Origin of the sequence: Haloimpatiens massiliensis (assembly GCF_900184255.1) — a bacterium.
Classification (GTDB): domain Bacteria; phylum Bacillota; class Clostridia; order Clostridiales; family Clostridiaceae; genus Haloimpatiens; species Haloimpatiens massiliensis.
The window spans coordinates 1,303,893-1,317,040 of record NZ_LT854640.1 but is presented as its reverse complement, the minus strand read 5'-3'; the positions used below and the strand labels follow the sequence as shown (position 1 = coordinate 1,317,040).

11 protein-coding genes are annotated in these 13,148 nt (G+C 29.6%); 8 read left to right on the top strand and 3 right to left on the bottom strand.

Annotation, left to right across the window (positions count from 1 at the left end):
* Positions 1-69: 69 nt before the first annotated feature.
* Positions 70-267: a transposase gene (locus tag C1715_RS14425; RefSeq protein ID WP_102401165.1), complete on the bottom strand. Its 198-nt coding sequence runs from the start codon at positions 265-267 to the stop codon at positions 70-72.
* 83 nt (positions 268-350) lie between these two features.
* On the opposite strand from C1715_RS14425, the gene C1715_RS14420 reads away from it, so the two are divergent.
* The 4 genes from C1715_RS14420 (at position 351) to C1715_RS14405 (ending at position 5,274) form a co-directional block, all read left to right on the top strand.
* A complete protein-coding gene (locus C1715_RS14420) occupies positions 351-1,358 on the top strand; it encodes an RNA-guided endonuclease InsQ/TnpB family protein (protein ID WP_242971966.1) in 1,008 nt (335 codons plus the stop codon).
* A 109-nt stretch (positions 1,359-1,467) separates the two neighbouring features.
* The gene (locus tag C1715_RS14415; protein WP_102401164.1) at positions 1,468-2,994 is read left to right on the top strand and encodes a phosphohexomutase domain-containing protein; all 1,527 of its coding nucleotides are present in this window, start codon (positions 1,468-1,470) and stop codon (positions 2,992-2,994) included.
* Positions 2,995-3,574: 580 nt separating this feature from the next.
* Complete coding sequence (locus tag C1715_RS14410; protein WP_102401163.1) at positions 3,575-4,960, top strand: MATE family efflux transporter; 1,386 nt, start codon at positions 3,575-3,577, stop codon at positions 4,958-4,960.
* 77 nt (positions 4,961-5,037) lie between these two features.
* The gene (locus tag C1715_RS14405; RefSeq protein WP_242971965.1) at positions 5,038-5,274 is read left to right on the top strand and encodes a DUF1292 domain-containing protein; all 237 of its coding nucleotides are present in this window, start codon (positions 5,038-5,040) and stop codon (positions 5,272-5,274) included.
* A gap of 502 nt (positions 5,275-5,776) precedes the next feature.
* Here the strand turns inward: C1715_RS14405 and C1715_RS19510 are convergent.
* A complete protein-coding gene (locus C1715_RS19510) occupies positions 5,777-5,929 on the bottom strand; it encodes a hypothetical protein (protein ID WP_180964102.1) in 153 nt (50 codons plus the stop codon).
* A gap of 372 nt (positions 5,930-6,301) precedes the next feature.
* Between C1715_RS19510 and C1715_RS14400 the strand changes: the two genes are divergently transcribed.
* The 4 genes from C1715_RS14400 to pdxR all read left to right on the top strand — a co-directional run bounded on the left by C1715_RS14400 (position 6,302) and on the right by pdxR (position 10,419).
* A complete protein-coding gene (locus C1715_RS14400; RefSeq protein WP_180964101.1) occupies positions 6,302-7,432 on the top strand; it encodes a methyl-accepting chemotaxis protein in 1,131 nt (376 codons plus the stop codon).
* A gap of 30 nt (positions 7,433-7,462) precedes the next feature.
* On the top strand, positions 7,463-7,759 hold the full coding sequence (locus C1715_RS14395; protein ID WP_102401160.1) for a CZB domain-containing protein: 297 nt from the start codon (positions 7,463-7,465) through the stop codon (positions 7,757-7,759).
* Positions 7,760-7,901: 142 nt separating this feature from the next.
* Positions 7,902-8,801, top strand: a complete 900-nt coding sequence (locus C1715_RS14390; protein WP_102401159.1) for a D-alanine--D-alanine ligase — start codon at positions 7,902-7,904, stop codon at positions 8,799-8,801.
* Positions 8,802-8,970: 169 nt separating this feature from the next.
* Positions 8,971-10,419 (top strand): MocR-like pyridoxine biosynthesis transcription factor PdxR, encoded by a 1,449-nt coding sequence (gene pdxR, locus C1715_RS14385; protein WP_102401158.1) that lies wholly within the window; start codon positions 8,971-8,973, stop codon positions 10,417-10,419.
* A gap of 512 nt (positions 10,420-10,931) precedes the next feature.
* Here the strand turns inward: pdxR and C1715_RS14380 are convergent.
* Positions 10,932-12,218, bottom strand: coding sequence for an L-cysteine desulfidase family protein (locus C1715_RS14380; RefSeq protein WP_102401157.1), 1,287 nt, complete (start codon positions 12,216-12,218; stop codon positions 10,932-10,934).
* Positions 12,219-13,148 lie beyond the last annotated feature (930 nt).

The window sequence follows — 13,148 nt, the reverse complement described above, 5'->3', positions numbered from 1 at the left end:
TTTGGATTGTTTCAGCACTACAGTTCCAGCAGTTCCTATATAATAACATCTACTCAATAAACCACTACCCTAAAATTTACTTTGTTTTAGTGTTGGAAATCCTTGGAATATCCAGTTTGCAGAAATACTTTTAAGTTTCCTAACTATATAAATTGGTGCAATAATAGGAGGTGCAGATACAAAAAGGTGAACATGGTTAGGCATTATTTCCTGTTCCATAAGGTCATAGCCATAATTATTGTAAATGCTATGACTTGTTTTTTTCACTTTCGTATCTTTCGATTATAAGTTTCATTCCTTCCTCAATAAGGTCGTTAGCATTAACTTTTGTTTGTTTTTCAGCACTTACTTTGAGTGCAAGTATTAAAGATTATAAAGAAAATCTTCATAAATACAAAGGACTTCCTAAACCACCTAAATTTAAAAATATGGAAGATAAAAAGAATGAAATTGTATTTACTAACCTTGCTATAAGATTTAAAGAAAATATTTTAAAACTATCCTTGTCTAAAGCAATTCAAAAGATATTTGAGGTAGATAGTTTAAATTTTGAGGTTTCTAACAAACTTCAAAGCCTTATAAATTGGAATGAATTGCAACAAGTAAGAATAAAGTGGGATAACTCTTTAAAGCAATGGTACTTAATTGTAATCTACAATAAACAAGAATTAGAGCCAGTAAACAATACTAATATTATGGCTATTGATTTAGGTTTGGATAATCTTGCTACACTAACTTTTAAAGATGGAAATGAAACTTATCTTTTTTGTGGTAAAAAACTTAAAGGCATTAATGCTTTTGCAAATAAGAAAATTGCGTATTATCAAGGTATTGAAATGAATAAATATGGTTCAGATAAGTTCAAAAATACTAAAATGATAAATTCTTTAAGAAGATATAGAAATAATTATGTTAATGATTATCTTCATAAAATAAGTAAAAATATCATAGATAAAGCAATAAAGCATAAGGTTAAAAAGATAGTTATAGGTAAAATTAAAGGTATTAAGCAAGATATGAATTGCAATAAATCTTTTGTTCAAATACCAGTACAAAGACTTGCTGAATTAATTAAATATAAGGCAGAATTACAAGGGATTGAAGTTAAATTCAAAGAAGAAAGTTATACAAGTGGTTGTAGTGCTTTCGATTTAGAACCAATAAATAAAAAGCATTATGATAAAACTCGTAGAGTGGTTAGAGGATTGTTCAAATCAAGTTTTGGATTAGTCAATAGTGACGTAAATGGCTCATTAAATATATTAATAAAAGAAGAAAAATGTATTCCCGAAATAGTTGAAACTATGAGGGATAAAGGGAGCGTGTCCTCCCCGTTGAGAGTAAGGGTTGCCTGTTAAGGTGGAAACTTAAATATTAAACCTCTCACGAAGCCACCGCTGCTTGTCTCGGTGGTAGTTCACGATAATTAAATACTGAAGATTAGGTATATACGAAGGAGGAGTAATTTTGATAAATTCATTAGAAAAGCTTATTAATGGAAATGACATAAGGGGTGTGGCACTAGAAGGAGTTGAAGGTGAAAAGGTAAATTTAACTCCAGAAGTGGTTGAGATTTTAGGAGTAGCCTTTGCAAAATGGCTAGCTACTAAAAAACATACTAAAACAGAAGACTTAAAAATTTCTGTAGGTAGGGATTCAAGACTTTCAGGAGAAAATTTAAAGACTTCTCTAATACATGGAATAACAAGTAGCGGTGCTGAGGTTTATGATTGTGGATTAGCATCCACTCCAGCTATGTTTATGACTACTGTTTTAGAAGAATATAGGTATCATGGAGCTATAATGCTTACAGCTAGTCACCTACCTTTTAATAGAAATGGAATGAAATTTTTTACAAATAAAGGAGCTATAGAAAAAGCAGATTTAAAGGAAGTAGTAGCTATAGCTAAAGAAATAAAGGAAATAGCTAAAGTTAAAGAAGAAAGAGTGAATACTATAGATTTTATTTCTCAGTATTCAAAGTTTTTAGTAGAGAAAATAAGGAATGGAGTAAATAGTAAAATAAATAGAGAAGAGCCTTTAAAAGGATTTAAAATAATAGTAGATGCAGGAAATGGAGCTGGTGGATTTTTTGTAGATAAGGTTCTAAAACCACTAGGGGCAGATACACAAGGAAGTCAATTTATAGACCCTGATGGAAGATTCCCAAATCATATACCAAATCCAGAAGATAAAGAGGCGATGCACTCTATACAAAAGGCTGTTTTGGGTAATAAAGCAGACCTAGGAATAATATTTGACACAGATGTGGATCGTGCTGCAGTAGTAGATAGTCACGGTAATGAAATAAATAGAAATAAACTTATAGCCTTAATTTCAGCTATTATATTAGAAGAAAACCCTAAAACTACTGTGGTAACAGATTCGGTTACGTCAGAAGGATTAAAGGATTTTATAGAAAATAAATGTGGTGGTAAACATCATAGATTTAAAAGAGGATATAAAAATGTAATAAATGAAGCCTTGAGACTTAATAATGAAGGAGAAGAATGTCATATAGCTATAGAAACTTCAGGACATGCTGCTTTAAAGGAAAATTATTTCTTAGACGACGGAGCTTACTTAGTTTCTAAAATTCTTGTTAAAACTGCTAAATTAAAGGAAGAAAAAGATGAAGATATTCATAATTTAATAAAAGATTTAAAGGAAGCTAGCATAAGCAGTGAATACAGAATGAAAATAACTTGTGAGGAATTCAAGGAATATGGAAACAAAATTTTAGAGGATTTAAAGAAGTATTGTGAGAAAAGAGAAGGTTGGGAATTTGAAGTACCAAACTATGAAGGTGTTAGAGTTAAATGTAATAAGGAAAACGGTGGTGGATGGTTCTTAGTAAGACTTTCACTACATGATCCAGTAATACCTATGAATGTAGAGACAGATAGTAAAGAAGGAGAGGAATTAATAGTTAGAGAGCTTTATAAATTCTTTAGTGGTTATGAAAATTTAAATATAGATTCATTAAATAAATAGTTTAATAAATAGACTGATTAGTTTAAAAGAACTAATCACTCTATTTATTAGGCAAAACAAGTGTAAATTTAGGCATATGTATGTAAAAAAATGAATTATTGATATAATTATGAAAAATTACTATAATAGTTAATATGTTACGTAAAAGATATATATGGACTATTGGAGAATTTAATACTTTGTATGGGGAGGGAGGTGACTGTTGCAATAATTCTATAAAGATATAATAAAATCTTATATAAAACTGCAGGTATATTTTATCTTATTTTGATTTATAATATAATTAGCTATTGTGAATCCAATATATTGCTAAAGTGATATAGTCATAGGGTAGAACCTTGATGGTGTTAGTGGTGATAAAAACTACTTATGCAAGTAGTTAGCGAAAACCAAGCAAAATAAGTAAGTACAAGATGTTGCACTTAAAAGTAAACTTGTATATGTACCATGCGTTGTATGGGAATTTAAGCCCTTGGAGTGTTATACCAAACGAAAGTAGCTTTATTGCAAAATCGGACACGTTGAACAGGGAATTAAACAATGCTTATAGATTTTTATAGGTTATTGGCAACGGTTAGATATGCATAAAATAAATAATATAGTAGAAGGAAGTATTTTGAAATCCTTATTAAAATTAGCATTACCTATTATGGGAACTTCTTGTATACAAATGGCATATAGTATGACTGATATGATATGGATAGGGAGAGTAGGAAGTAAAGCTTCTGCAGCAGTTGGCATAGCAGGATATTTTACCTGGTTTGCGGTAGCTTTTATTGTTTTGTCAAAGGTGGCAGCAGAAATAGGTATATCTCAATCTATAGGTAAAAGAGATATTAAAGAAGCTAGAAAGTATGCAAAACATGCTATACAAATAAACGTGTTTTTAGGTTTATTGTATGGATTAGTTCTTATAATTTTTAGAAATAGATTTATAGGTTTTTTTAATTCTGGCAGTAATGAAGTGTTTAATATGGCAGAAAATTATCTAGTAATAGTAGCTTTAGGTATAAATTTCTATTTTATTAATCCAGTACTTACTGGCATATATAATGGTTACGGAAATAGTACAACACCTTTTATTATTAATACTATAGGTCTTTTAACTAATATTATTTTAGATCCAATTTTGATATATGGAATAGGACCCTTACCTAGATTAGGGGTGAGAGGTGCAGCACTGGCTACAATAACTGCTCAGTTAGTGGTTACAATAATTTTTGTATACAATATATATAAGACTAAATTTATAATGTTTCATAAGATAAGTTTATTTACTAAACCAGAAGCTCATTATATTAAGAGAATATTTAAATTAAGTACTCCTGTGGCTATTGAGGAGGGAATGTTTTGTTTTTTTTCTATGGTAATAGCTAGAATAGTTTCTCGTTGGGGGTACATACCTATTGCAGTTCAAAATGTAGGCTCTCAAATAGAATCTTTATCATGGCTTACGGCGGGAGGATTTTCTACTGCTCTTAGAACCTTTGTAGGGCAAAATTATGGAGCTGAGAAATGGGATAGAATTAAGAAAGGGTATATTACATCAATTAAGATAGTTGGTACTATAGGTATAGTAGTATCCTTAGTATTATTTTTTGGTGCAAAACCTATATTCTCATTGTTCATTCCAGGAGAACCGGAGACCATAAAACATGGAGTGGTATATTTGAAAATATTGAGCCTTTCACAGTTTTTTATGTGTATTGAAATAACTACTGCAGGGGCTTTTAATGGACTTGGTAAAACCATGCCACCATCTTTTGTAAGTACACTATTTACAGGACTTAGGATACCTTTTGCTTTAATTCTATCAGCCGAAAAAATATTAGGTTTAAATGGGGTTTGGTGGACTGTAAGTATGAGTAGTGTTATAAAAGGAATAGTGCTCACTACCTGGTTCGTGATATATATAAAAAGCAGACCTGAATTTTCATGTAAGCATGAAATTGTTTATAAAAATTAATTTTCTAATAAGTAAATATTCTCTCCTAAAATGGGAAAAATACATTATATACTATATAAATATAGGAGGGAATGCAAATGGAAAAGACTATAAATGTTATGGATGAAAAGGGTAATCCTATTCAACTGGACATAATTGATGTATTAAATGTAGAAAATAATCAATATGTTATAGTAGGTGCTCAAAACTCAGATGAAGCATATGCTTATAGGGCGATTCCTAAAGGAAAAGAAGTTGAATATGTTTCTATAGGTGAAGGAGCAGAATTTAATAAAGTACTGAATGCTTATAATGAAAAACACAAAGATGAATAAATATATAAATAATCTTTTAAATTAATTGAGTTATAAAGAAAATTAAGAACTAGGGTTTAATTGAGAAGTGATTTTAATACTTCTTAAAGCCCTAGTTTTTTATGTGATGGTTATGAAGGAAGAATACTTAAATATAATTTTATAAATATATAATACGATTAATTTACAAAAATATATAATGTAGTGGAATTATGAAATTTCTCCTCCATGACTTGTATAAGAGCTTGGAACAATAAATTTAATTTAAGAAATTCTAATTTTTTAGCCATATAAAAGTATCTAACGCTTACATTCAGCGTCCTGCCTCAGGTTCGCTAGCCTAGCGTCCTTGCCAGGCTTACGATAATTTTATCTGTCTAAAAGAACAATTTCTAAAATTAAATTTAAACAGTTTCGTTGCTTCTTATGCAAGTCATTACAGAGAAATTTCATAATTGAAGTAATGTAATACTTTTGTGGGATAATCATAATACACTATTAAATATAATTATTTTAATTGGGATTAAGAAATTTCGCCCTTTGCTTTATTTCTTAGTCCATTAGAAACTTTTTTTGATGTCGGGTTTCCTTTAGCAGTTTCTCTTGTAATAGGTGTTTGATAATTACATTTTTCCATTCTAGCTTTCTTGTTATCTGGCTGGCTGTCCTTTGGCATAAAACATTCACCTCTCTTTATAGGTTTATAGTGGTATTTTGTGCAGATTCTCTATATATATACGATATAAATATAGAGGAATTTTAATCGTTTCTATATTTAATAATAAGTGAGGATAAATGTATAAAACAATGTGTAACCACTTCAATGAAGTAAGTGTAAGCTAACTAGAAGAAATTAGTTGTATTAACGAATAAAGTAAATTATAAAATAATGCAGTTGAAAATAATAATAATTATTAATAAATAATATTGATTTTTTAATAATTTAGTTATAAAATGAATGAAGGATATGTTTGTATTATCTAATATTTAAATAAAGTTAATTTATAAGTATATTATGGAATGGGAAACTTTACTCAGGAGGATGAATATGTTTAAATTGAAAAATGAAATGGAAGAACTAATGACTGCATTTCAAAGAGAGGATGTTAATATACTGCAGCAAAGCATCGAATCGCCCAAAACAGAAAAATTTGCAAAAGAAATGTCACTTATGCTTAGAGATTTAATGGAGGTTTCCCCAAAGATAAAGCATTTAGTGATAGAAATATTTAATAATACCACGAAAGTCAGTAACTTTAATGTACAATTAGCACATCATTCTAAATCATTATATCAGTCATCAATGGGGCTTGGACATGCTACTGAAGAATTATTAGCTGCTTCTGAGGAGATTACTGCCAGCATGAATCAAGTTACAGAAACTATTGTAGATGAAACCAGTATAGTAGAAAATATATCAGGTTATACGGATGATTTAGCTAAGGATTTTGAAAATAATGAAGCAATATTAAAAGAAATGGTAGAAGTAAGTGGTGATGTGTATAATAAGTCTGGATATATGAAAAAAGATATGGAGAATTTGATAAATATATCTCAGCAGATAAAAAATATTGTGGATGGTATAAAACAAATAGCAGAACATACTAATTTATTAGCTCTAAATGCAAGTATAGAGGCTGCAAGAGCAGGAGAAAGTGGCAGAGGATTTGCTGTGGTTGCTGAAGAGGTAAAAAAATTATCAGAGGAAACTCGAAACCAATTAGATCAAATGGAAAAATTTATGGGTAATATGGAAGTGGCATCTAAGGATAGCTATGAAAGCATAAATCATACTATACATTTCATAAATAAATTAAATAATAATACTGATGATATGGAAAAATCCTTTAGTAAAAGTCAACATAGCATCAAAACAGTATTGTCTAGTATAGATTCTTTAGCTAGCAGTATGCAAGAAATTAGTGCTTCAGCAGAAGAAGTTAATGCGGCTATGTCAAACTTTTCTAATAATGCTGAGGATATGACAGTATTAGGTGAGTCCTTATCGAATCAGTCAAAAGAAATAGATGAGATGGCATCAGAAATTGAAAAATTAGATGATGATATATCTAATTTAGCTAAAAACGGTGGAGAAGTTGCAAATTATGCTTTTTTTAAAATTTCCAATGATGAGTTTATTTCAATTATTGACAATGCAATTTTAGCTCATCAAAAATGACTAGATAATTTAGTAATAGAGGTGGAAAGTATGAAAGAGAGACCTCTTCAACTAGATGGTCATAAATGTGGATTTGGACATTTTTATTATTCTATAGAGCCTAAAAACACTAATATAAAAAGAATATGGGATAGTATAGGGGAAGAACATCTTAAATTACATAGTATGGGACACAATGTTAAAGAGAGAGTGAAAGTAGGAGATGAAAAGGGAGCTAGGGAGGCTTTAAATAATACAAGAGATTTTTCAAAGAGAATTATAAGAGACTTAGAGCTTATAAGAGAAGAATCTAAGAAACTTACTGCTGAAAATAAGTATATTCTTTAAGAAAATTTTTACATATAAAAACCATACCACTACATGAGAAAAACACTAGTGTAGTGGTTCTTTTTTTATGTTAACTAAAAACATACAATGGTATAGAGAAGATTAAAATATATTAAAAAATTAACCTTGGAGGTAAATATATATGCAAGTAGGAGTTATAATGGGAGGAATATCTTCTGAAAGAGAGGTTTCAATGCTTTCGGCAGAAGCTATAATAGAAAATTTATATAAAAATAAATATGAGGTGCTTCCTATTCCAGTAAATACTCAATATCAACTTATTGATATGGTAAGATGTTTGGATTTTGCTTTTATAGCGTTACATGGTCAATTTGGAGAAGATGGCACTATACAGGGAATATTAAAAAGCATGGGGGTTCCATTTACAGGCAGTGATGTTTTATCTAGTGCTCTTTGCATGGATAAAAATATAACTAAAGAGCTATTGCACACTAAAAATATTAATACTCCCGATTGGGTTATGATTAAAAAAGGAAAAGCAATAAATTTTCATGAAATAGAAAGAATTTCATATCCTTTGGTGGTAAAACCTAATAATGGAGGTTCTAGTATAGGAATAAGTATAGTTAAAAATAGAGAAGAATTTGAAATAGCCATAGAAGAAGCATTTAAATATGATAATGAAGTTATGATAGAACAATATATAGAAGGAGAAGAAATAACTTGTTGTATGCTAGACGGAGAGTTACTTCCAGTGTTATCCATAAAGCCTAATGAAGATATTTGGTTTGATTATAATTCAAAATATACAGAACAAGGTGCTGAAGAAGTGGTAGCAGAACTTAATGAAGATATAATGAAGCAAATAGAGATTATAAGTAAAAAATGTTGGGATATTTTTAAGTTGAAGGCTTACGGTAGAATAGACATGATGATAAAGCATAATAAAGTATATGTACTAGAAATAAATACTTTGCCAGGAATGACTAAAAACAGCCTATTTCCTAAAAGTGCAAAGGCGGCAGGGATGAGTTTTAGTGATCTTTTAGATAAAATAATACAATGTTCTTTAAAAGAATAATCATCATATTTAGGCGCTTGAAATTAGTTTTTATTTAAAAGTTTTTGCCAAATTTTTATATTAGTTGAAAAATAAATTGTAAAGAATTAAAATTAGAGATAAACTACAATCAAATTAGTTTATCTCTAATTTGATTTGGGGATATTTTAAAACAGCAAGAGGTGTTTAGATGCTTTTTAATATAAAATTCCATAAAGGAGAGCCTATATATATTCAAATTTATAAATACATTAAAGATATGATAGACAATGGCATGTTACCATACTTAAGTAAGCTTCCTTCTACAAGAGAAATGGCTAGTATTATGAATATAAGTAGAAGTACAGTTATGAATGTGTATGAAAAGTTAGAAGAAGAAGGGTTAGTTAATACCTTAAAGGGCAGGGGAACTTTTGTAGCTAAGATTAATGTAAATAACAATAAAGATTGGAGTATAAATTGGGAAAATAATTTAAATAGTTATGCGGTTAAAGCTGAAAATATGGATATAATGAAGCATGAAAAACTTTATAAAAAAGGAATGATATCTTTTAAAAGTATAGCTCCAGATGAAAGTTATTTTGATATAGAAGAAGTAAAAAGGGCATTTGCAAATTTGATTTCTATGGAAGGCAATAGAATTTTAAATTATGGATATGCAAGAGGTTATAAGCCTTTAATAGATTTTTTAAAGGAGTATATGAGTGATAAAGGAGTAAATTTAAAAAACAAAGATATAATAATAACCAATGGTTTTACAGAAGGATTTAATATGATTTTGTCATCCATTACAAAAAGAGGAGATAATATACTATGTGAAAATCCAACCCATAACACTGCAATTAAGATTATGAAGCTTCATGGGTTAAAGTTAGTAGGTGTACCAATGAATAAGGATGGAATGAATATTAATGCTCTAGAGAAAATATTGCAGGAACGTAAAGTAAAGTTTTCTTACTTAATACCATCTTATCATAATCCCACGGGGATAGTTATGTCATATAAAAGCAGAGAACAGGTGTATAATCTTCTTAAGAAACATAATGTTCCCATAATAGAAGATGGTTTTAATGAGGAATTGCAACATTTAGGAGCACACATAGCACCTATGGCCACCATAGCGGGAGAAGAAAATTCTGTAATTTATATAGGAAGCTTTTCAAAGATATTATTTCCAGGTATTAGAATAGGGTGGATTTGTGCGGATAGTAATCTTATAGATGCTATGGAAAGTGTTAAAAGAAGCAAGAATATACATACATCTGCCCTTGACCAAGGAATTTTATATGAATATATGAGGAGCGGTGAGTTTTCAAGATATTTAAAAAGAGTTAGAAATATATATAGAGAAAAATTTGATTTAGCTAGAAATTTAGCAGAAAAATATATACCTAATGAATATATATACGGAGATGGAGGGCTATACATATTTATAAAACTGAAAGGAATAAATTCAAGAAAACTTTTAGAAAAATGCTGTAAAAGAGGTGTTATTTTCACTCCAGGTGATATATTTTATACAGATGGAGGCGGTAAAGATACCTTTAGACTAGCATTTTCTAGAACATCACTGAAAGATATAGAAAAAGGCATAAAAATAATAGGGGAGGAAGCACAAAGAGAATATACTGTGACATAATACATTGAAGAAAAATCTAATTTTAATTCCGTAATAAATGTGTAATTTGGGACTGTTCACAATACGCCAAGAACTTCTAAATGTCTCACAGTTAAAGCCCCTAAAGCTTTCAAACTCACTCGTTCCTCGTTCAAACATGAAAGCTTCTTAACGGGTCTTTAACTGTGAGACATAAGAAGTTCTAAGGCTAGTTCAATAGTCCCCAATTCCACATTTATTACTACATTAAAATCAGATTTTTAGTTTAATATGTTTATGTTTGGATAGGAGAAGCCTACTAAAGGATGATTTTCCTCCACTACGTTATGGAAAATCTTTAATTTATAAAACAAATCAAAAAGCTTCCATAATCTTTTTTAGGCGTAGCCTTTCGTTGAATCTACAATAGTAGTTACTAATATTATTTTGATTAAAAACTAATGAATAACCAATTATTAAAATAAAATATTGAATAAAATTTAATATGTTTTGCCATAAGGCATTGGTTTATATAAATCTTAGCTTTAATATTCTTATTTGCAGATCATTATATCTAGGATAAGTTTATCTGTTTCGCTCATGCCTTTAGCGCCTATTTCAGCTATATTTTGTATAGTTTTTTCTATGTCTTTGTCTATAATTCCATCTTTTTCTGATATTTCTATGCCGTCCATAGCCAATAGAGAGGATTGGATAGCAGCGCTTACGCCAGTAGAAACCTTTAGAGCACAACCGGTTTTAGCACCATCACATATCATACCAGCTATATTTCCTGCCATATTTTTAATAGAATAAATTATATTTTCTAGGTTTCCACCCATAAGGTAAGTTATACCGCAGCTAGCTCCGGAAGAGGCAACTACACAACCGCAGAGAGCAGAAAGTCTTCCTAGGTAGGATTTAATGTGTATGGCTACTAAATTAGCTAAAACTAAAGCTCTAGCTAGTTTTTCTTCGCTTACATTTAATTTTTCAGCCACAGCTACTACAGGCATCATAACTGTAATACCTTGGTTTCCGCTACCGGAATTACTCATAACAGGAAGCATGCATCCAGCCATTCTAGCATCAGAAGCTGCGGCAGTTACAGCCATAGCATAATTTTGTAAATCATTGCTTAGTATTCCTTTATTGATTTTGTTTAATAAAGTTTTTCCTACTTTAAGACCATAATCATTGTTTAATCCATCTAAAGAAATAGCTTTATTCATTTTTGCTCCTTCTAATATGAATTTTATGTCTTCAAAATCAGCAGTAAGGGCAAAATTATATATTTCCTTTACGGTAGTATGTTGGTATGAAGCTGTATCTTCGGAAGTATTATTATTTTCTACATCTTCATTTTGGTATACATATTTACCGTCTACTTCTATAGATACTATGTTTGAATGTTTATTTTTTATTATAACTGTTGAATTATGATTACCATTAGAAACTGTAACTTCTACATATAATTTCTCAGGTACATCTTTTGCAGTTACATATACTCTATTTTCTTCAAGAAATTTCTTTGATTTTTCTATGTCTTCTTTAGTTATATCTTTTAGTACTTCAAGTACAGCGTCAGAGTTTCCACCTATAGCTCCTAGGGCAGCAGCTATGTCTAAACCTACCATTCCAGTGCCAGGTATTCCAACGCCCATACCGTTTTTAAGTATGTTAGGACTTACAAAAACTTTTATTTTTTCGGGACAAAGGCTAAGTTCCTTACAAGCTCTACTTGATGCTAATGCTACTGCAATTGGTTCAGTGCATCCTAAAGCTGGAACTACCTCACTTTTTAATAATCCTATAAAATATTCTTTATTGTTAATTTTCATTTATAGTTCATTCCTTTCTAAAAATGTTGTAATGCAATCATATATGTTTAATAAAGCAAAATGCGTGCCAAAATAAATTTATATTAAATTTTATTAATGAATAATTTTGAAAAGATATAATGTTTTGTTTTATTTTAGATAATGAGATAAAATATAATAATAAATATATATTACTCATTATCCCACAAAAAGCATTACATTACCTGAATTATGAAATTTCTCTGGAATGACTTGCATAAGAAGCAAAGGAACTGTTTAAATTAAATTTATTGTTCCTAGCTCTTATGCAAGTCATAGAGGAGAAATTTCATAATTCCATCACATTATACCTTATTGTGGGTTAGTCATATTACTATGTTTTATGAAATAAACGTCATTATAAAAGTAATTAAGGAGAGATGGAGCATGCAGTCCATAGGTATAGTTACTGATAGTAATTCTAGAGTGGCAAGGTTTTTAAAAGAGAATTTAAAAGAAGTATTAGGAGATTTTGTTCATATAAATAATTACTATATAAGAGAGCTTAAACAAGATCAGATTATTAGTGATCAGGTAGTGCTATTTATGATTAAGGAAAGAGCTTTAAGTATAAAGAAGTTTATAAGTAGCGAAAGTAAAATATTGATTATAAGAAGAACTATATTAGAAAATGAGGTTTATAAATTGTTTTCTATTCCTGATGGAAATGATGTTTTGGTTGTCAATGATAATGATGAAACCACTTTGGAAACATTATCTTTGTTTTATGAATTAGGAATAAATCATCTCAATTTAATTCCATATGAGGAAGGTAAAACTTATGAAGATGTAAATGTAGCAGTTACGCCAAGTNGATGTATGAATTAGGAATAAATCATCTCAATTGAATTCCATATGAGGAATGTAAAACTTATGAAGATGTAAATGTAGCAGTTACGCCAAGTGAATCAT

Coding starts and splice junctions, on each gene's coding strand:
- pdxR (WP_102401158.1), top strand. CDS start 8,971: ATGCTTTTTAATATAAAATTCCATAAAGGAGAGCCTATATATATTCAA.
- C1715_RS14390 (WP_102401159.1), top strand. CDS start 7,902: ATGCAAGTAGGAGTTATAATGGGAGGAATATCTTCTGAAAGAGAGGTT.
- C1715_RS14380 (WP_102401157.1), bottom strand. CDS start 12,218: ATGAAAATTAACAATAAAGAATATTTTATAGGATTATTAAAAAGTGAG.
- C1715_RS14395 (WP_102401160.1), top strand. CDS start 7,463: ATGAAAGAGAGACCTCTTCAACTAGATGGTCATAAATGTGGATTTGGA.
- C1715_RS19510 (WP_180964102.1), bottom strand. CDS start 5,929: ATGCCAAAGGACAGCCAGCCAGATAACAAGAAAGCTAGAATGGAAAAA.
- C1715_RS14410 (WP_102401163.1), top strand. CDS start 3,575: ATGCATAAAATAAATAATATAGTAGAAGGAAGTATTTTGAAATCCTTA.
- C1715_RS14405 (WP_242971965.1), top strand. CDS start 5,038: ATGGAAAAGACTATAAATGTTATGGATGAAAAGGGTAATCCTATTCAA.
- C1715_RS14400 (WP_180964101.1), top strand. CDS start 6,302: ATGTTTAAATTGAAAAATGAAATGGAAGAACTAATGACTGCATTTCAA.